At 59.8% G+C, this 21,010-nt stretch carries 14 protein-coding genes and 1 tRNA gene; 8 read left to right on the forward strand and 7 right to left on the reverse strand.

Annotation, left to right across the window (positions count from 1 at the left end; all coding sequences use genetic code 11):
• Positions 1-52: 52 nt before the first annotated feature.
• Positions 53-2,347, reverse strand: coding sequence for a DUF2207 domain-containing protein (locus tag G1C97_RS09660; RefSeq protein WP_169241579.1), 2,295 nt, complete (start codon positions 2,345-2,347; stop codon positions 53-55).
• 66 nt (positions 2,348-2,413) lie between these two features.
• Positions 2,414-2,992: a LemA family protein gene (locus G1C97_RS09665; RefSeq protein WP_100496937.1), complete on the reverse strand. Its 579-nt coding sequence runs from the start codon at positions 2,990-2,992 to the stop codon at positions 2,414-2,416.
• Positions 2,993-3,373: 381 nt separating this feature from the next.
• Between G1C97_RS09665 and G1C97_RS09670 the strand changes: the two genes are divergently transcribed.
• Together G1C97_RS09670 and G1C97_RS09675 are read left to right on the forward strand one after the other, a co-directional pair.
• Positions 3,374-5,140 carry an ABC transporter permease gene (locus G1C97_RS09670; protein WP_169241580.1) on the forward strand — a complete coding sequence of 589 codons (1,767 nt, stop codon included), beginning with the start codon at positions 3,374-3,376 and terminating at the stop codon, positions 5,138-5,140.
• Positions 5,141-5,198: 58 nt separating this feature from the next.
• Positions 5,199-5,921, forward strand: a complete 723-nt coding sequence (locus G1C97_RS09675; protein ID WP_169241581.1) for an ABC transporter ATP-binding protein — start codon at positions 5,199-5,201, stop codon at positions 5,919-5,921.
• A 464-nt stretch (positions 5,922-6,385) separates the two neighbouring features.
• On the opposite strand, the gene G1C97_RS09680 is transcribed toward G1C97_RS09675, so the two are convergent.
• The 3 genes from G1C97_RS09680 to G1C97_RS09690 all read right to left on the reverse strand — a co-directional run bounded on the left by G1C97_RS09680 (position 6,386) and on the right by G1C97_RS09690 (position 10,556).
• Positions 6,386-9,136: a polyribonucleotide nucleotidyltransferase gene (locus tag G1C97_RS09680; protein ID WP_100496934.1), complete on the reverse strand. Its 2,751-nt coding sequence runs from the start codon at positions 9,134-9,136 to the stop codon at positions 6,386-6,388.
• 334 nt (positions 9,137-9,470) lie between these two features.
• The gene (rpsO, locus tag G1C97_RS09685) at positions 9,471-9,740 is read right to left on the reverse strand and encodes a 30S ribosomal protein S15 (RefSeq protein ID WP_109058111.1); all 270 of its coding nucleotides are present in this window, start codon (positions 9,738-9,740) and stop codon (positions 9,471-9,473) included.
• A gap of 123 nt (positions 9,741-9,863) precedes the next feature.
• Positions 9,864-10,556 carry a hypothetical protein gene (locus G1C97_RS09690; protein WP_169241600.1) on the reverse strand — a complete coding sequence of 231 codons (693 nt, stop codon included), beginning with the start codon at positions 10,554-10,556 and terminating at the stop codon, positions 9,864-9,866.
• A gap of 446 nt (positions 10,557-11,002) precedes the next feature.
• On the opposite strand from G1C97_RS09690, the gene G1C97_RS09695 reads away from it, so the two are divergent.
• A tRNA-Gly gene (locus G1C97_RS09695) sits at positions 11,003-11,076 on the forward strand.
• 302 nt (positions 11,077-11,378) lie between these two features.
• Positions 11,379-12,938, forward strand: coding sequence for an endonuclease domain-containing protein (locus G1C97_RS12340; protein WP_240951103.1), 1,560 nt, complete (start codon positions 11,379-11,381; stop codon positions 12,936-12,938).
• Positions 12,939-13,498: 560 nt separating this feature from the next.
• Here the strand turns inward: G1C97_RS12340 and G1C97_RS09705 are convergent.
• Both G1C97_RS09705 and G1C97_RS09710 read right to left on the reverse strand, forming a co-directional pair.
• The gene (locus G1C97_RS09705) at positions 13,499-15,418 is read right to left on the reverse strand and encodes an alpha-amylase family protein (RefSeq protein WP_169241582.1); all 1,920 of its coding nucleotides are present in this window, start codon (positions 15,416-15,418) and stop codon (positions 13,499-13,501) included.
• A gap of 181 nt (positions 15,419-15,599) precedes the next feature.
• Complete coding sequence (locus G1C97_RS09710) at positions 15,600-16,046, reverse strand: holo-ACP synthase (RefSeq protein ID WP_169241583.1); 447 nt, start codon at positions 16,044-16,046, stop codon at positions 15,600-15,602.
• A gap of 365 nt (positions 16,047-16,411) precedes the next feature.
• On the opposite strand from G1C97_RS09710, the gene G1C97_RS09715 reads away from it, so the two are divergent.
• From G1C97_RS09715 to G1C97_RS09730, 4 genes are all read left to right on the forward strand, one after another.
• Complete coding sequence (locus G1C97_RS09715; protein WP_169241584.1) at positions 16,412-17,479, forward strand: LacI family DNA-binding transcriptional regulator; 1,068 nt, start codon at positions 16,412-16,414, stop codon at positions 17,477-17,479.
• A 199-nt stretch (positions 17,480-17,678) separates the two neighbouring features.
• Positions 17,679-19,004, forward strand: a complete 1,326-nt coding sequence (locus G1C97_RS09720; protein WP_169241585.1) for an extracellular solute-binding protein — start codon at positions 17,679-17,681, stop codon at positions 19,002-19,004.
• Positions 19,005-19,031: 27 nt separating this feature from the next.
• Entirely contained in the window at positions 19,032-19,949 is a 918-nt protein-coding gene (locus G1C97_RS09725) for a carbohydrate ABC transporter permease (protein ID WP_100496927.1), read from the forward strand.
• 30 nt (positions 19,950-19,979) lie between these two features.
• Complete coding sequence (locus G1C97_RS09730) at positions 19,980-20,921, forward strand: carbohydrate ABC transporter permease (protein ID WP_205832605.1); 942 nt, start codon at positions 19,980-19,982, stop codon at positions 20,919-20,921.
• Positions 20,922-21,010 lie beyond the last annotated feature (89 nt).

Below are 21,010 nucleotides of genomic sequence, written 5' to 3' on the forward strand. Positions count from 1 at the left end.
GTCCGTCACGATTACCCATCATCAACCCATCATCAACCCAGCTGCCGCACATTTAGCGTCCGCCGAACGAGCCGCCGCCAGAGCCGCCGGACGATCCACCAAAACCGCCGCCGGAGAAGCCGCCGCTGGAACCGTCCGACGAGCTGGGAGCGGCAGCACTGATAGTGGATGTGATGTCTGCGAAACCGGAGGAAAGCTGGGAGCCGAGATCGCTGAAGCTCAGGCTCGGCACATAGGAGGAACCGCCGAACATCGAGTTCGCGCCGAATTGGCCGGCGAGACCACCACCGACGTTCTGCGTACTGCCCTGCGCGCCATAACCATAGCGGGCATCGTCATTCCAGCTATGCGAACGATAGGACCAGTAGAGCGTGGAATCGGAAGCGTTGTCGTCGAGCCAGCGCGGGTCGGCGACCTGCGGATACGCCTTGGCCAGTTCGGCGGCCACGCGGTCGCTGATGCCAAATGCGGCGGCGTACACCATATACCAATCCCACATGGCCAAATCAGCGGTACCGCGATCGGTGAAACTGGAGAAATCCTGCATGTAATGCTTGAGCCCCAAGCATTTGCCGGCGATTTCCTGGCCTTGTTCGGTCAGCTCGTGCGTCGCGCCGGCCAGAGCACAAAACAGGCCGACAAGGATTAGCGGTAGCCCAAGAATAATGCCGACTGCCGCATATCCAATATCCGTGTTGCCAATCATGGACCCATAGCCGATCACGGCGGCAAACGCACCGGCGGTAATCGACTGCCATCTACGCGAGCGCGAGGCGTTCAGTCGTGCATATTCAATGTCGCAAGCGCCTGTGAACTTGCCGAGCTCCACATAACCGTCTTCCCAATCCTTGCAGGCCTGTTTCATCTGACCGAAGTCGAATACCGGGGATCCCACACGCTCGGATATCACAATCAAAAGGTTCAGCAGCGCGTTCTCGGATTCGCTTAAGCCCAACTGCTCGGCGTTCGGCACACCATCGATGGCTGACGGCAGAATCACGATGGTGCTCGTGAATCGTGCGGCCCGGCGTCTGCCGGAATCCCCATCGATCATATGGCTCAGGCTCACCGGCGTGGCTTTGCTCATATCGATGCCGCGATACATATCTGCCGGCCCCGGATAGATGGCGACGGCCTTCTTGACGGCAAGCGACAGCATGGTTGCCGTAAGCTCACGGTTCATTGGCCGCGAATGCTTCGGCGACTCCACTACATCGATGAGTCGTGCGGCCGAAGCCGGACTGATGCCAGGCTGGTCACGCCAATATTCGATAGGGCCGCGGTATTTTGTATTTTTATTGCTGGTGATGACGGCCGCGATTCCCCACGCACAGAAGATAAGGCCGAACAACACAATCGCAATCCATATGCCCAGCCGGATGCGGGCCATCGTGCGCTGCTTATCGCGCCACTGCTGCTCCTGCTGGTATTCGCTGTGTTTCAGTGTGTCCAGATGGTCACCGGACTGATAACGGGCCGCATTGATACCGGTGTCTTTCGGACCAGCTTTGAACGCGGCAACCACGTCCAGATAGTCGCCGGAACGCACGTTGTAGGCTTTGAATTTCAGGCTGCCGTCGGCGGCACGACTGGTTTCGGACGTGCGTTCGGTGTGCAGCCACGCCCACGACGTGTCTGCGGTGATGCTGTCGGGGAAGTGTACGGTGCCGCTGACCGTGCCGATCGGCACCGCATTGGACTTGCCAAGCGGCTCCCATTGGAAGCTGGCGATGTCATCCCACTGGGCGGCCACATTGTGCATGGTGAACGACACGTCGAATTTCATGGAGTCGGCCGAGACGGTTGCCGGGATATTCCAACCGATTTCCACGGTTTTGCTGGCGGCGTCGGTGCCGTATGCGGTAACATCCAAGGCATCCGTGCCGGGCGTGTAGGGGCGAGCGGCGTTCGTACCGCCGGTCACATCCGCGATATACCAATGGTCGGCGTAATCGGAATCCCATATGGCGTCACTTGCCACAGCGTCCGGCAGTTTCGGTTCGCTTTGCTGCTGGTACGTGACGCCTTCGGTCACGTTGCGCACGGTAATGTCACTGATATCGGTGAGATTGCCGGTACGCAACGTGTACTGCTGATACAACTGCTTCCATGGCTTGGTGTCGCCGTTATCGTCGTCGCGTTTCAGCAGCTTCATGTCGATATGCTGCGTGACCTTGAGGTCGCCTCCGCGGGTGATGGTGGCGTCATAGTCAAGCGTGCGATAGCTCAGGTCCTCGCCGGTGACAGCCACGGTAATCATACCCATCGCATACATCGTGAATACGCCGCCAACGAGCAATGTGATAGCCATACTGAAGATAGTGGCTCGAATCAGTCTCTTTCTCATTGCTGTTTCCCCTCCCCCGGATTCCCCAGTGCAGCCGGCACCCAGACCTCTGCGAGGGTCTGATGCTTAGAATTTGACCTGCGGGGCTTGGCGATCGGCCACATCCGCCTCGAAGTACTGCGCCTGTTCAAAGTGGAACAGGCCGGCGATGATGTTGGTCGGCACGGTTTCGATGGCGGTGTTGAGCTTCAACACCACATCGTTGTAGAACTGACGCGCGTATGCGATCTTGTTCTCCAGTTCCTTGAGCTGGGCCTGCAGGTCCATAAAGTTCTGATTGGCCTGCAGCTGTGGGTAAGCCTCAGCGGTTGCCTGCAGGTTGAACAACGCTCGGGACAGCTGATTTTCCGCGGTGATACGTTGCGCTTGGGTGGCGTTGGGATTCTGCGCGGCCGCCACCACGCCGGCACGGGCTTGGGTCACTTGTGTCAGCACGTTCGACTCATGTCCTGCATATCCTTTGACGGTCTCCACCAGATTCGGAATCAGGTCGGCACGTTGCTTCAGCTGCACATCGATTTGCGCCCAGCCGTTCTTCACCCGGTTCCTTAACGCGACCAAACCGTTGTACGCACTGATCGCCCAACCGATCAGGCCCACGATCACGATCACAACGATGATTCCGATAATGACCCCAACGCTCATAACTGCCCCTTTGCCCACACGGCGTCCATTCCACACCTATTCTTTCATGCGCGAGCGCAAAAAGCGAGGAGGCCGAAGTGAACGTTGCGTGACGGCGCGCGATGTTCAGCAGTCCAGCGAACGTTCAGGAAGACTCCAGTCAAGTGCAACGTAGTTTGTCAGCGGCTATCAGCCCAGCACCAGCGGGCAATCAATTTCAGCCTCGATAGTTAGGGACAGAGGTCCCGCCTAGGCATGCCCAGAACGGAACCTGCACAACAACAAAAGCTCTGCCGAGTCGGATTCGCGCTTCCCTGGCTTTGTCTGAAGCAGCCAGCACCGCTTCAGGGCTCCTTACGGAACCCGGAAAGCATCCGACACAGACCCACCCAAGGACTCACTATGTTTGTGTTGAACAACGCCTGGAAAACCGTGATACGGAACAAAGGCCGCAATATATTGATCGTGCTGATCGTAGCGATTATCGCCGCGGCAGCCACCATCGGACTCGCTATTCGCAACGCCGCCGGCACTGCGCGCGAAACCGGTCTCGCGAACACGTCCGTGACCGCCACCATCAGTGTGGATCGCAGCAAACTGATGGAGCAGGCGCGTGAAGCCTCGTCATCCTCCAGTTCGTCCGACTCCTCCTCTTCATCCACCGATGCCGCACCGGACTTCGATTCGATGCGCAGTGCGCTGGACGACAGCAACCTTACGCTGGCCGACTACCAGAAGTATGAGAAGGCCTCCAGTGTTCCGGTCAGCTCGTATTACTCCGAAAGCACCGGCGTCTCCGGCACCGATTCGTTCCAGCCGGTGGAGACCAGCACGGCAAATGCCGCGAACTCATCCGACTCCAGCTCCTCGTCATCGGATTCTTCGTCCGAGTCGTCCGGCTCCGGCTCTGGCTCCGGCCAGCAAGGTCCGGGCGACGGCCAAGGCCAAGGCGGCCAGGGTGGTGGCCCCGGCAATATGATGACCTCCGGCGACTTCACCCTGACCGGTTTCTCCTCGGACACCGCCATCGCCAACGCATCCAACGGCACATTCACCATGTCGAGCGGCGAAGTGTTCGGATACGGCGAGGACGACAACGGCAAGGTCATCATCTCCAAGACCCTGGCAGACTTCAACAACCTGTCCGTCGGCGACACCATCACCGTGACCAATCCGAGCGACACCTCGCTCACCTACACGCTGACCATCTGCGGCATCTACGAGAACACCACGTCCAGCAACACGAACGCGATGGGTCCGATGGGCGGCACTTCGCAGGACGCCGACAACGCGATCTACACGTCTGTCTCCACGCTGAAATCGCTCGGTCTGGACTCCGACACCACCGCCAACGACGATAACGACGACACCACCACCCAGCTCAACTACACGTATGTGCTTTCCAGCGCCGACGACTACGAGACTTTCGCCTCCGACGTGAAGGCGGCCGGTCTGGACGATACGTACACCGTGCAGTCCGCCGATGTGGAACAGTACGAGTCCAGCCTCGTGCCGCTCGACAATCTGGCGAAGTTCGCACTGACCCTGCTGATCGTGGTGCTCGTGGTGGGTGCCGTGGTGCTGGTGGTGCTAAACCTGTTCAATATCCGCGAGCGCAAGTATGAGGTCGGCGTACTGACGGCCATCGGCGTGAAGAAGACCAAGGTGGCGGCACAGTTCGTCATCGAACTGCTGATTGTGACGATGTGCGGCATCGCTCTTGGCGTGGCCGGCGGCGCGGTGGCTTCCGTACCGGTGTCCAACCAGCTGCTTGCCTCGCAGGTGTCCGCACAGGAATCCGAGGCGTCCAGCCAGCAGCAGCAGTTCGGTCGTGCGGCCGATATGGGCGGCGGACCGGGCGGTGAGCAGCAGTCCGACTCCAGCTCTTCGGATTCGTCCAGCTCGTCTTCCTCTGATTCCTCCTCCACAGACTCCAACTCCAACTCCGACTCCAATGCAGGCAATACTGCCCAGCCTTCACAACAAGGCGGACCGGGCGGCATGAGGCAAGCCGTCGATTACGTCAGTGAAATCAACGCCACCGTGAATCTCGCAGTGGTCGGCCAGCTGATTCTTATCGGACTCGGCCTGACACTGATCTCCGCACTGGTCGGCATCGTGTTCGTAATGCGTTACGAACCGCTGCAGATCCTCGCCGATCGCTCGTAATACATCCGCTCTCTTTGTCACGGTGTAGATATCGCCACACCGATTAAGGATTTTTATTATGGATACTGCCGTTACAGCCACTGCAAACACTGCAAGCACCGCAAACACCACTACTGCCGCCAAGCCGGCGTTGGAATTGGAGCACGTCTCCTACTCGTACACCAAGGGCGGCAAGCGCGTGCTTATCGACAAGAACTATGTGTTCCGCACCGGACGTGTCATCTCCATCACTGGACCTTCCGGAGCCGGCAAAACCACGCTGCTTTCGCTGCTTTCCGGACTGACCACTCCGACCAAGGGTCGGGTGCTGCACAACGGCGAAGATTTGGCCAAAGCCGACCGCTACCGCTTCCGCAGTCATGACATCGGCGTGATCTTCCAGAGCTTCAATCTCTTGCCGGCGCTGACCGTGGCGGAGAACATCATCCTGTCCATGGACGCCTCCGGCAAAACCTTTGATCAGCCGAAGAAGGAAATCGCCGCCGAGCTTATCGAGAAGGTGCGCCTGCAGCCGGAGTATTTGAACGAGCGTATTCTGCACCTGTCCGGCGGCGAGCAGCAGCGTGTGGCGATTGCGCGCGCGTTGAGCTACGACCCGCAGATCATCTTGGCCGACGAGCCCACCGGCAATCTCGATCTGGCCACGCAGGACGACATCATGGCGATTTTCAAGGATTTGGCGCATAACGAAGGCAAATGCGTGATTATCGTGACGCATAGCCCGGAAGTCGCCGCCCAGTCCGACGAAGTCTTCCAGCTCGCCCCGCTTCGCGAGCGGTGAGCGGACAGCTTCCCCGCCCCGAGCGCAATTCGCCATTATGACGCCGCACAATGCCTCGATTTTTTGCATTGTTGTGATTTGTGTACGCACTTTACGCAACAATGCAAAAAATAGTGACGTTGTGCGGCGAACTATTTGGTGAGAATCGTTGGAAATCCAGCATTCTTGTGCGAGCTCACTGCGAATACACCTGAAAACGACGCGCACAAAACCAACAAGGACCCCGTTTCTCTCCGTTGTGCGCAGTATTTCATCACCGACGCCGAAATACTAAAAAAGGACAGACCCGCAATAGGGCCTGTCCTTTTTTAGTACATGCAGTTATTTCCAGCGGATGCCGTAATCACTGCGAAGGTCTTTCCGAAGACCTCAGTCCTCGAATGCCGAACCGTCAAGCGGGGAACCCAGTGGGTTCCCCGTAGGTGAGGGGAGCGGCCATGCCGCGACGGATCCGTGAGAGGATCTCAGTCCTCGAACGGATCGAAGTCGCGACGGACGCGACGGCGCGGGCGCTCGGAACGCTCTTCGCGATCGGCGCGGTAATCGTCATAGTTGTCATCGGTGGCGTAGCGCGGGTTGCGGTCGGAACCACGGCCGCGACCACGAGAGCCCGAACGACGGTCATCGCGGTCGAAATCGCGATCGCCACGGTCGGAGGAGCGGCGGCGACGCGGACGATCCTCGTCGTCACGATCGTCGAAGTCGTCGTGATCCACCGGACGGCGGCGACGCGGACGATCCTCATCACGATCGAAGTCGCGATCGTCACGATCAGCGGAACGACGGCGACGCGGACGATCCTCGTAATCATCCTCGAAGTCGTCGTGATCCACCGGACGACGGCGACGCGGACGATCCTCATCACGATCGAAGTCGCGATCGTCACGATCAGCGGAACGACGGCCACGGCCGCCGCCACGGCGATCGTCACGGGAGCCGCGGCCGCCACGGCGATCATCGCGGTCGCCGCGCTCAGCACGAGCACCGCCGCGAGCGCCGGCGTTGTTCTCCTGATCTTCGAAGCCCGGGATGGCCAAGGAGATCTTGCCACGGTCGTCCACACCCTGCACGACTACCTCAACGGTGTCGCCTTCCTTGAGCACGTCCTCCACGGAGTCGATGCGCTCACCGTTGGCGAGGTTGCGGATCTGGGAGATGTGCAGCAGACCGTCGGTGCCCGGGGTGAGGTTCACAAAGGCACCGAAGGAGGTGGTCTTCACAACCTTACCGTTGTAGGTTTCGCCGGCTTCCGGCACATGCGGGTTGGCGATGGAGTCGATGATGGCCTTGGCCTTCTCAGCGGCCTCGCCGCCCTCGGAGGAGATGAAGACGGTACCGTCATCCTCAATGGCGATTTCAGCACCGGTGTCTTCCTGAATCTGGTTGATCATCTTGCCCTTCGGGCCGATGACCTCGCCGATCTTCTCAACCGGAACGGTGGTGGTGATGATGCGCGGAGCGAACTCGCTCATCTCGGCCGGACCATCGATGCACTCGTTGATGACCTCAAGGATGGTGGTGCGGGCTTCGTGGGCCTGCTGCAGGGCGGCGGCCAGAATGTCAGCCGGAATACCGTCCAGCTTGGTGTCAAGCTGCAGGGCGGTGATGAACTCGGAGGTGCCAGCCACCTTGAAGTCCATATCGCCGAAAGCATCCTCGGCGCCCAGAATATCGGTCAGGGTCTTGTAGATGTGCTTGCCATCAACATCACCGGAGACCAAGCCCATGGCGATGCCGGCAACCGGTGCCTTCAGCGGCACGCCGGCGGCGAGCAGGGACAGGGTGGAGGCGCACACGGAGCCCATGGACGTGGAACCATTGGAACCAATGGCCTCGGAGACCTGACGGATGGCATACGGGAACTCTTCGCGGCTCGGCAGCACCGGCACGAGAGCCTTCTCGGCGAGGGCACCGTGGCCGATTTCACGACGCTTCGGAGAGCCGACGCGGCCGGTCTCACCGGTGGAGTACGGCGGCATCTCGTAGTTGTGCATATAGCGCTTGGACTGCGGACCGGACAGCGCGTCGATCTGCTGCTCCATCTTGAGCATGTTCAGAGTGGTGACGCCCAGAATCTGGGTTTCACCGCGCTGGAACAGAGCGGAGCCATGCACGCGAGGCACGATGTCCACTTCAGCGGAAAGGGTGCGGATGTCGCGCAGACCACGGCCGTCGATGCGGTAGTCCTCGGTCAGGATGCGGCGACGCACGATCTGGCGCTGCAGCTCCTTGAAGGCGTTGCCGAGTTCCTTCTCCTTCTCGGCATCATCCATGTCTTCGAACTCGTTGGCGAGCACTTCGCGCACGTGTTCCTTGATCTCGTGGATGCGATCCTGACGCGGCAGCTTCTCGGCGATGGAGAGCGCCTCATTGAGGTCAGCGTGAGCGATCTCGTCGATGCGAGCGTACAGTTCGTCGGTGTACTCCGGGAAGAGCTGGAATTCCTTGGTTTCCTTGGCCGCCTTCTCCTTGAGCTCGTTCTGAGCTTCGCAGATCACCTTGATGAACGGCTTGGCGGCCTCAAGACCCTGAGCCACAACGGTCTCGTCCGGCTTGGTCTGTCCCTCATCATAGATCAGGTGCCAAGCGTTCTTGCCGGCACCGGCCTCGATCATAGCGATGGCCACATCGCCGTTATCGATCACGCGGCCGGCGACCACGATCTCGAATACAGCGCGTTCACGCTCGCTCCAGCGCGGGAAAGCGACCCACTGGCCGTCGATCAGGGCCAGACGCACGCCGGACACCGGGCCGGAGAACGGCAGACCGGAGATCATGGTGGAAGCGGAGGCAGCGTTCAGTGCGATGACGTCGTAAGCGTCATCCGGGTTCACGGCGAGCACGGTCTCGACAACCTGAACCTCGTTGCGCAGGGTGTGCGGGAACAGCGGACGCAGCGGACGGTCAATGATACGGCAGGCGAGAATTGCCTCGGAGCTCGGACGGCCTTCGCGACGGAAGAACGAGCCCGGAATCTTGCCGGCGGCATACATCTTCTCTTCCACATCGACGGTCAGCGGGAAGAAGTCGTAGTTCTCCTTCGGGCTGGAGCCGGCGGTGGTGGTGGACAGAATCATCGAATCGTCGTCCAGATAGGCGGCCACAGCACCATCGGCCTGCTGTGCGAGACGGCCGGTCTCGAAGCGCAGCGTGCGCTTGCCGAACGAGCCATTGTCGATTACGGCCTCAACGGCCTTGATTTCGGGACCCTCCATGGGGTTCCTCCTTTTTTTACTTATCTAATTATTCCTACATGCAAATGCGGTTTCGTGCCGCATGTCCTCTTCAGCGGACGTCACATACCTTGTGTCGGCTGGCCCCTTGGCCACCGCTTCCTCGTGTCAACCCATTCATTCGGGTTCTCTCTTCGGCCTTACCTCATGAACTCCAGCGCCAGACTCGATCGTTACATGACCGTTTACTGTCTTGTTACTGTCTTGCGGCGCCTGTTTTGCGGCCTATCCTCTAACCCTCTTGCTGTTGTTGCCGTTGGTTGGCATATGTAAAACGCCCGAGTACCATCCTAGGCACTCGGGCGGAAGTCTTCAATTATCGACGCAGACCCAGACGCTCAATGAGGGAGCGGTAACGGTTGATGTCAACGCGCTTGAGGTAGTCAAGCAGACGACGACGATCACCGATCATGAGCTGCATACCACGACGGGAGTGGTGGTCGTGCTTGTGCTGCTTCAGGTGCTCGGTCAGGTCGGCGATGCGCTTGGACAGCAGAGCAACCTGAACCTCGGGGGAACCGGTGTCACCTTCGTGCGTTGCGTACTCGTTGATAATCTGGGTCTTCTCTTCAGCCGTCAGTGCCACGGCATCCTCCTTAATATGGTCGTTGCGCGGTGTTCCGTGCGGGCTCGCTCGAAACGCTCTCTATCCGCGGGCGAAATCACGCCAAGTGGAAACTATAGGTCAGGGGGCGGACCGTCTGCCGCGTCACAGCACGGTCAGCACACCGCCGAACAGTACGACGAACAGTGCGAGCGCCTCGATCGCAAAGTACAGAATGAAACTCGCCCAGCTTTTGGTCAGCACGTTCAGTGGCGACGTTTTTTTGATGACGACCAATAGCCCCACGAAAATCACCGCATATACGGCGATGCCGATCGCCGCCGCCATAATGCCGATGTTAGCGGCGTTCGCCAGATTGGCCTGGTCGCCGTACACCACATACGTGGAATACCAGAAGTTCAGATTGAGCATGCTCAGGCCGGCTATGAATTGCTCGCCGGCAAGGCCGATAACGAATACGATCAGCCACGGCCATGAAGGAGAAACGACTACAGCCATCGCAAGCCCCACATAGGCGATCACCACGGCGGTCCAGCCGATCAACGCAATGCCTTGGGCGGACACCCCACCAAGAGCACCCAGCACGGCATAGGTATCGTTCACGGCTAGCGAGCGACCGAACCAGTACGGCGCAATCATGGCCGTCAACGCCGCCAGAATCACCACGATCCAGCGGACCGGATGGGAGCGTCGCCGTTCGATTTCCGCCAACGAAAGGTCGGTTTCAGGAATCGAGGGGGTAGGATGCTTGGACACTTCCACCGTTTCGACTTTGCCGCCCACCACTTCGATGGCCTCGTTGGGCTCCGTGGGCTCTTCGGTTAACGTGGGTCTGATGAGCTGAGCAAGTTCGGATTCGGCGTCAGAGGCAAGCGGATCGGATTCGGCATCGCGCCTGTCGGGCTGCGCGTCGGCCTGCGTCTTGATCTGTGCGTCAGTCTGCGAGTCGGTCTGCGCGTGAGGCTGTGCGTGAGACTGTGCGACTGCATTGAAGTGCACGGTTGCGTCGACGTCCGCCATGATCCTCCGTCCTGTCGTCCAGCCCTGTGCTGTTGATGGTGTACTCGCGCTGTTGGCAGCGCGAGCAGCGCGGGCGCACCATGCGCGGGCACACCATATGTTTCATGTCCGCAACCATGGTACTCGCAACCCCGCTCGCAACAGCATTTTCCCCTGCGTCATGGTCCGATGCCACACGCCGAGGCACGAGGCACGACAGACGAAGTTGCTTGCGTCGGATTCCTATGTATAATGTCTCAAGTCGCCAAAAGCGACGACCTAGCGCGGATGTAGCTCAATGGTAGAGCCTCAGTCTTCCAAACTGATTACGCGGGTTCGATTCCCGTCATCCGCTCCAGTCGAAAACCGTTGGAATTCCAACGGTTTTTTGTTTTGCGGCCAGCGCCGACAGCGAAATGCCACACTTATGTCACAACTCCAGCGGCAGGACAGGGACCACGGAAACGGCAGGCACTGTTTTTCATGCAGTTTTCAGGTGGTTTGTATGTTGCAATGAGCTTGGGGTTGTTATATAGGACTTACGGCCACGAGGTCGCAATAACTGAATTCCTTTCTTCTTCTCTCTCCTTTCTCCGGCCCGGTTCTTCGGAACCGGGCTTTTCTTTTGTTTTCCGTCTTATAGGGTTACAGGGAACAGAGTTGTGGGAGCTGGGTGTGGTGTTTATGTTCCGGGTCCGGGCCTGCGGGAACGTCGCCGGCATGCCAACGGCCGACTGGTTCCGGCGGCTTTGGCCTCGCGGAAGACGCTCCGCGGGAGAAGGACCCGGCGGCGCGTGCGCACGAACCGCGTTGCCTTTCCGGAACCGTGGTTTGTGCGCGCCGTCGCAGGCCACTGTCGGGATCGGCCATGCGGGGAAGGGCGGAATTCCGGCGATCGCGATCCCGCATGCCGGCGCACAAAGCGTTTTTGAAGGCTTTTGCCTGATTCGTGCGAACACAAAATACGGCATGCGGGCCAATGGTCCCGAAGTGCGCGCCCGCGGCACCCGGACAGCCGGACAGCCCGGTTATCCACATTCAAGTTATCCACATAAGCTCGAACCACATGCACCGGTTCAGGTGGCGGCTCATTGCGGCACCCGCTACCGTGACATCATGAGCACAACATCATCCAATAGAACCAACGCCAATACCTTCGGTCGGCCTTTCCCCACACCCCCGCCCGGCGTCTTCGGCGACGAGCCTCCGGATACGCTCGGCACACAGCATGCCAACACATGCGCCAGTCCATATTCGTCAAACCGCAACGATTTCGCCGCCAATTCGATGTATGGCAGTCTGTCGCAACGCAAACGCGACATCATCCAGCATTGTACGGAAGTCGCGCAACGGGCCGGCAAACCACTGCTGTTCGGTATGACCACATCATTGATGCTGCAAGCCGTACCGCTGCCGTCGAACTGCGCCATGGACCCCGACAGGCTGCACACGGTCTCAAGCAGCAAACGCCAGCGCATGCATAGTCTGAGAGGCCTCGTACAACCTCATGTCTGGACCTTGCTCAAGACCGCGCGCAACGTGCGAATCAACCAGTACGTGTACGCGCTCGATCTGTTCCATACCTGGGCGCAGATGGCTACGCATCTTCCTTTGCGGGAACTCGTCATCCTCGGGGAGTCCATCATCGCCGCCTTGGATCTTCGGACGAACGATTCGGCAACGGACTTCGGCGGCCACATACGATCCTTTATCGCGCTGAGCAAGAGCCCCCTGTCATTTCACGGCAAAAAGAAATGCCAGACTGCCACGGGACTCATGATTCCCGGAGCGAGGTCGCCCAAAGAATCGGAGTCCCATCTCCTGCTTCGCAGCCACGGCATCCCGCACCCAATATTGAATTATCATGTGCCGGATTCCTCGTTCAAGACGGGCGCCCCGATGACGTTGGACATGGCATGGCCGGATTTCCTCGTGGCGGTCGAATACGACGGGGATCAGCATCGCACGGACAGGGAACAGTGGAGACGCGACCAGGAGAAACGCAACCGCCTACGCGCCCGCGGCTGGGAAATCATCCTGGCCACGGCCGGCAATCTGGGCCACGACGAGTCCAGGGCCGAATTCGCGTTCCTTGTTGCCCGCACACTGGAGCGAGGGGGCGCGCATGTCGATTTTCGCGTGACCGCAATGACCATGGAAGAGCTCGCACGGTATGAGAGCTCAATCGCGGCAAGGAGAGCTCGTAATCACGCCCTATGAGCGGCGGAGAGTCGGGCGTAAGCGGAGGTTTGGAGCAGCTCGGGCGGCTGGGCACTGCGGGCGCGCACTTCGGGACCATTGGCCCGCATGCCGTATTTTGTGTTCGCACGAATCAAGCAAAAAGCCTTCAAAAACGCTTTGTGCGCCGGCATGCGGGATCACGATCGCCGGAATTCCGCCCTTCCCCGCACGGCCGATCCCGACAGTGGCCTGCGACGGCGCGCACAAACCGCGGTTCCGGAAAGGCAACGCGAATCGTGCGCATGCGCCAGAGGGGGCGAAACGCATGCCGTCCGTCTCCCGGCGGCTACGGGAGACGGGCCAATGTTCCGGGACCATGCCGCCGGCCTTCCCTTCTCGCGGGACGTCTTCCGCGAGGCCGGGACCCGCAGACGCCGGCCGCCCCGCGACGCGCATGCTCTCCCGCGGGCCCGCACCCGGAAGAGGCATAAACACCACGCTCAGCCCCCACAACTCCAAGGGCCGGATGAGAGGGAAATCTCACCCGGCCCTTGCTGTTCAGTAATCGACTCTTGACTGCTATCGATCAGCCTAGGCGATCACAGCTGCACAAAACGTGCCTCATACGGTTCCAGATCGGCATCGAGCGGAGCGTCGAGGATACCTTCGCTGGCGTTCAGGTGCGCGTGCTGGTCATGCTCGGAGAAGTTGAACAGACCAATCAGCGTCTCGCCTTCGACCTTGCGGACCACGGCGAGCACCGCGTCGTTGAACGTATCCCATGTAGACACCCAAGCGTCCGGGGCGAAGCACGGATTATGACGCTCTTCGCGCACCTCGGCCATGCCCTTGAACAGCCGATTCTGCAGCGTGCCAGCCTTCTTGCGCAGCGCCGCCTTGTCCCAATCGAACCTGGAACGATGCAGGTTGCGGCTGTCTTCCACGCGGTCCGGATCCTCCTTGTAATCCCAACCGTTGAGCTGGCCGATCTCATCGCCGCAGTTGAGCATCGGGAAGCCCCGCAGGAAGCCCACGGCCTGGTGCATCAGCAGATCACGCTTGACGGAAGTTTCATACAGCGGCTTGTCGTGCGTGATGATGGCCTTCTCCACGCCGCACAGGGAGGCGGTGGTACCGCAGCTGCGGGCGTCGCGAGTGGCTTCGTCGTAGTTGTACAGCTCGCCCATCGACCAGCTGCCGGGCACCGCACCCTCGTAGAAGTGGTACAGGAATTCCTTGTGCTTGAGCGGATCGATGTTGAGGTAACGCTCCACATCCTCATCCAGACCCCAGCCGATATCATCATGGCAACGCAGGTAGTTGACGAACCAGCAGTTGTCCGGCAGGGCGTTGAGCTTGTCGATCTGGGCCTTGAGCAGACGCACGTCGCGGCTGGCCAACGCGCTCCACAGGTTCACCATGATGGATACGTTGTACAGCATGTGGCACTCGGGGGCTTCCGGAGTGCCGAAGTAGGCGGCGAGCTCCTTGGGGGCCATAACCACTTCGCCCTTGAGCACGACGGCCGGGCAGACGCATTCCAGCACGATGCGCAGCATACGCACGATGGTGTGAACTTCAGGCAGGTTGCGGCAATTGGTGCCGAGCTGCTTCCAGATGTAGGGCACGGCGTCGATGCGGAAGACCTCCACACCGAGGTTGGCCAGATGCATCACAGAGGAGAGCATGGCCACCAGCACCTTGGGATTGCGGTAGTTGAGATCCCACTGGAACGGGTAGAACTGGGTCATCACCCACTTGCCCATCTGTTCGTTCCAGCTGAAGTTGCCGGGCGCGGTGTTCGGGAAGACCTGCGGCACGTGCGCGTCGTACTCGTCCGGCACGGTGCGGTCATCGTAGCAGAAGTAGTAATCCTGATACTCCGGGTCGCCGGCCTGTGCGGCCTTGGCCCAGCGATGGGTGGAGGCGGTGTGGTTCATCACGAAGTCGATGCACAGGCTGATGCCGGCGCGACGCAGCTTCTTCGCCAGCTCGGCAAGATCCTCGTTGGTGCCGAGCTTGGGATCAACGGTATCGAAATCCTCAACCGCGTAGCCGCCGTCATTGTTCGGGTGCGGCATGGTCAGCAACGGCATGAGGTGCAGGTACGTCAGCTTCTGCTCTTTCAGGTACGGGATCTTGTCGGCAAGCTTCTTGAGATCGCCGGCGAACAGGTCGGTGTACATGGTCATGCCGAACATGTCGCCACGCTTGTACCACTCAGGATCGGCTTCGCGGGTTTTGTCGAGACGCTTCAGATCAGCAGGACGGTCTGCGTAGGCTGCGGCCATCGCTTCGATGAGCGCGTCAAACTGATCATGATCGCTGTACAGGCTGCTGAACAGGCGCTCCAGCTCATCCTTGCGGGATGCAAGGCGTGCGGTGAACACCTTGCTGGGTGCGCTTTTGCGTGGGGTCTTCGATGCGGTTTTCGCCGCGGACTTACGCGACGACTTCGCGCGCGACGCCACGGTAGTGTTCGACTGTTGATCCTGTACCGACTGGTTACCTTGAGCCATCGGAAACTCCTTCGTCCCTATTATTGCCCGCGTCAACCGTTTGACGTGTGATCACTAGGATATCAAACCGGTTCGATACCGGCAAGCGCGCCACGCCGAAAACCCGCGAAAGCCCACACTTTCCAAGGCATCAGACCGCATACGCACACCGACGCCATGCAAACGCCACGGCACTATGGACCTAGCGACCAATTACCACCATTGCCGAAGCGATAGGACCATCATGACTCAAGGAAACATGGATGGAAGGACGCGAGCCAGCATATGGACCATCAGACGACAGGCCGCCGCCATAGAACGCACGCGCAGCCCCTGCAGCGAGCATCACATGAGGAACGCCACGCGAATCATCCAGAATCTCCACCTCACGCCACGGGAAATCATCGAGCGTAAACGGATACGGCCCCTCCCCCAGCGACTCGCACCATGCCTTGAGGAAGGCCTCTTTGCCGGCCCATTTAGCCGCCAGGTGCACCGCTTCGCCATCGTTTTTCACGCGTGCGCGCTCCAGCGCCTGCCGCACCTCACGCACGGAGAAGAGATTGCGCATGCGCGAAGCGGGCTCCGCCAGCTGTTCAGCGAAGGCCGCAACGTCCACCACATCATGTCCCAAACCCACTATGCCCATAACAATCAATCCTATGGTCTTGCCCAGCGAGCGCATAGCATTGTGCCGCAATCATCTTTGACGGCATTCATCGCAACGTCTGCCGCGACGTGTCCGTCGCAACGACCACCATCAGCACGTCAAAACGGAGCGACAAGCCCACCAAGCGGAAGTCAAGACAGACGTCAACGCAAGTCAAATTGTTGACTCACCTAAGGAATCTACGAAAACAGCGGATTTCCAACCGACACACCGATACATAAATCGATTGACGTCAACTTTTTGACTTTTTAACCTTGTTAACACAACGAGCCAATGAAGGACAGCTTCATCATCGCGAAGCCGCAACCAACGAAGCAACCAGGAGCAAGCAAGGAGGCAAAACCATGGTCACCATGAAACAAATTGCCACCCGCGCCGGAGTCTCCGTATCTTCCGTTTCACTCGTACTCAACAATCGCGACGCCGGACGCATCAGCCCGGACGTCGCCAGCCGCATCCGTTCGATCGCCACGGATATGGGATATCTGACCAATCGTTTCGCCAGCGGCCTACGCACCAGCAGCAGCCACACCATCGGCCTCTTGAGCGACGAAGTAGCCACCACTCCGTTCGCCGGGCGCATGATCGAAGGTGCGCAGGACGCCGCCCGAGCACTCGGCTACCTGCTCGTCATGGCCAACATCAAGAACGGCGCGAAAGAATCCGACCGCGAGATTCTCTCCCTGCGCCAGTTCGGGGTGGACGGCTTCATTTACGCACGCATGTTCAATCAAAAGACCACGCTGCCCGACTCACTGCAGGATTGCAAGGTGGTGCTCGCCGACTCCACGGATGCCTCCGGATCGGCACCCAGCATCGTGCCGGACGAACACAGCATCGGCTACACGGCCACCAACCATCTCATCGAAGCCGGCTGCCGGCGCATCGCTTACGTGGGCACCATACACAATATGGTCGCCCAGCCCGGGCGCCTGTCCGGATATGTGGATGCCCTGGCCGATCGCGGCATTCCCTATGACCCGGAACTCATGATCAACGTGGACACCGGAAGCGACGCCGCAGCTCGCATGCCGGCGTTCTTCGACCGTCATCCGGACGTAGATGGATTCTTCTGCTTCAACGACACCCGCGCCTGGGCCATCTACTCCGAAGCGGCCCGTCGCGGATTGACGCCCGGCAAAGATATCGCGGTGGTCGGCGTGGACAATCACCAGGTCATCGCCGAAGCGCTGGACCCGGCACTGTCCACCGTGGAACTGCCTCATTATGAAATGGGCTATTGGGCGGTCGGCAAACTGGTTTCGATGATCGAAGGCAAAGAGCCGACGCCATTCCCGAAAACCGGATACCCGGTCGACAAGGTCCAGCCGCCGCCGTTGAGCGAACATTCGCCGCAAATCGAGTGCCAACTGCGCATCAAACAATCTTGGGTGCGGCCGAAACGGCAGTAGTCCAGCCGGAGGCAAACGGCGCCACAGCATGGGCCAACGGCGAAGGCGCCGACGAATCCATCCGTCAACACCTCGCCTAGAGCATTCGAGTTCACATTTTTTACCGCCGATGCCGCAGAGCGTTGCGCGCAACCCAGCATCGAACCGGTTCGAGACATTACTGAGTAAGACAAACAGGAGAAACAGAAGGAGGAGCACCATGCCCCACACCATCAGAAATACAGCGTTCAAGGCTTTGGCAGCGTCACTCGCCATCGCCAGCCTTGTCACTGTAGGAGGCTGCGGCGAAGCAGCCCGCGCCGCGGCCAAGGCCAACGCCAACGAAATCACCATCTGGACGCATACGGCCGGCAGCGAAGCCGAGCTCGCAGGCGTGCAGCAGATCATCGACGACTACAACGCCAGCCCGGACAAGAAGGCCACCATCAAACTGCAGTCCTTCCCACAGAGCTCGTACAACGATTCGGTGATCTCCGCATCCTCCGCCAACAACCTGCCCTGCCTGGTGGACGTGGACCAGCCGAACACCCCGTACTGGGCCTGGGCCAACATCCTCGACCCGCTCACCGACGAGGCGTTGCTCAAGCGCACCAAGGACCTCATCCCCTCCGCCACCGGCAAGTGGAACGACAAGGTGTATACCGTAGGCTACTTCGATGCCACCGTGGCCCTGTTCGCCCGCAAATCCGTACTCAAGAAGCTCGGCATCCGCATCGCCACGGTGGACAAGCCGTGGACCAAGGACGAGATGGACGACGCACTGGCCAAGCTCAAGGCCACCGGCGAATGGAACTACCCGTTCGAGATCGGCACCGCCGACAACAAGAGCGAATGGTATGCCTACGCCTACGCACCAATCCTGCAGTCCTTCGGCGGCGACCTCGTCAACCGCAAGGATTACCAGAGCGCGGACGACGTGCTCAACGGCAAGGAGGGCAAGGCGTTCGCCAACTGGATGCGCGATCTCGTGGCCAAGGGCTACATCTCCTCCAAGGGCGGCTCCGACACGGCCCTCGACTTCGTGAACAACAAGTCCGGCCTGCTCTACGGCGGCATCTGGTCGATGAGCACCTTCCAGAAGTACGCCAAGGATTACGACGACATCGTCGTGATGCCGATGACCGACTTCGGCCACGGCTCCGTCACCGGAGGCGGTTCCTGGACGGTCGGCATGACCACCACCTGCCCGAACAAGGCGGCCGCGCAGGACTACATCCGCTTCTCGCTGCAGGACAAGTACATCGCCAACATGGCGAGCGCCGGCATGAACATCCCGACCACCAAGGCCGCTCAGCAGATGGTCAAGCCGTTCGCCAAGGGCGGCGATATGCAGATCTTCACCGAGATCTCCGAGAAATACGTCAAGATGCGTCCTGAGACCCCGGCCTACAACTTCATCTCCACTGAGTTCCGCAAGACCATCGGCGACATCATGAACGGCGCCGACGTCAATACGTGGCTCGACAAAGCAGTCAATCATATCGACGGCAACATTCAGGGTGCCGACGGTTACCGGAAGAACTGATCGAAAGCGACTTCAAAGGGAATCATCATGACTAGTACCACCAAAACCCCTGTGGCGACCAACAAGCGTACCGCCGAACAGCGTCACGAGAACGCCGTCGGCTGGGGCATGCTACTGCCTGCATCCCTGCTTCTGCTGCTGTTCATCGGCATCCCGGTGCTGCTGGCGTTCGGTCTGGCGTTCACCAACGCCCGCACCATCAGCCCGAATCCGACCCGATTCATCGGTTTCGAGAACTTCACCCGACTGTTCTCCGATCCCACGTTCTGGTTCGCACTGCGCAACGTTGCGGTGTTCGCCGTGGTCGTAGTGCCGGTTCAGGCCGGACTCGGCCTGCTGCTGGCCGTGCTCATCAACAAGCAGGTACGCTCCTCCGTGTTCTTCCGTACGGTCTACTTCCTGCCCGTGGTGACCTCCATGGTGGTGGTCTCCCTGCTGTGGATGTTCATCTACCAGAACGACGGCATGCTCAATCAGGTGATGTCCAAGCTCACCTTCGGCCACTGGCAGGCCGTGGACTGGCTCAACGACCCACGCACCGCGATGGGCGCCATCATCGTGATGTCCATCTGGCAAGCGGTCGGCCAGCATATGCTCATCTGGCTGTCCGGTCTACAGACCATCCCAGGCGAACTGTACGAGGCCGCCGAGCTGGACGGCTGCAGCGCTTGGGAACAGTTCAAGAACGTGACCTGGCCGGGCCTGCGCTCCACGCGCAACATGATTCTGATCACCATCACCATCGCGGCCATGAGCCTGTTCACCCAGATCAACGTGATGACTCAGGGCGGCCCGCGCGACGCCACCACCACCGTGGTATTCGAGGCCGTGCGCTCCGGCTTCCAGCAGCAGGAGATGGGCTACGCCTCCGCGATCACGCTCGTGTTCTTCTGCATCATCATGGTCATCACCGCCATCCAGCGCTACCTGACCCGCGAGAAGTAATCGAAAAGACTTGAGATTAAGGATTCAACGATGAGCAACGCAACTACTTCGATGGCCGCTCACGACAAGCTCGCGGCCAAGGCCGCCAAAAAGGTCGCCTATAAGCACAACCGCCTGTCCGTAGGCGGATGGATCGTCCGCATCCTGTTCGCCTGCCTGTTCGCTTTCCCGCTGATCTTCATGGTGGTCAGCTCCTTCAAGCCGGACGATGAGATCATGGCCGATCTCGGCTCCTTCAAGGCGTTCCTGCCGGTGGGGCACATTTCGCTCGACAACTACGCGCAGGTGTTCACCCGCGTGCCCGCCGCCACCTTCCTGATGAACTCGGTGATCATCACCGTGGTTACCGTGGTGCTCGGCGTGATTGTCAACTCGATGGCGGCCTTCGCTCTGCAGCGTCTTGAGGTGCGTGGCAAGAAGGTCATCTTCACCTTCATTCTGGCCACACTGATGGTGCCGTTCGAAACCTACGCCATCCCGCTGCTGTGGTGGGTCAACCAGCTGCCGCGCCCGGTGGTGGACCAGTTCGGCCTGTACTTCACCCGCGGATGGATCGATACTCTGCCCGTGCAGATCGTGCCGTTCATCGCCAACGCCTTCTCCGTCTACCTGTACATGCAGTACTTCGAGACGATTCCGAAGGACCTCGATGAGGCCGCCCGCGTGGATGGTGCCGGATGGTTCCGCATCTACTCGCGTATCATCATGCCGCTGTCCGGACCTGCCACCGCCACCGTGGTGATCCTGAGCTTCCTGCCCATGTGGAACCAGTACGTCTGGCCGCTGATGGTGGTGCAGTCCGAGAATCTGCGCCCGGTGATGATCGGCGTGCAGTATTTCCAGCAAATGACCACCTCGTGGGGTCAGATCATGGCCTACAGCTCGCTGATCACCGTCCCGATCATCATCGTCTTCGTCCTCTTCCAAAAGCAATTCGTCAGCTCCATCGCCTCGACGGGCGTAAAGGGCTGAAATCACACCACATACTTCGACTGCAGTCGGGGCTAACCGGACCGCTGCGCCTGCCTCGATTGCAGTCAACCACATACTTGCCGGATGGG

Origin of the sequence: Bifidobacterium olomucense, assembly GCF_012932375.1 — a bacterium.
In the GTDB taxonomy this organism is placed as follows: Bacteria; Actinomycetota; Actinomycetes; order Actinomycetales; family Bifidobacteriaceae; genus Bifidobacterium; species Bifidobacterium olomucense.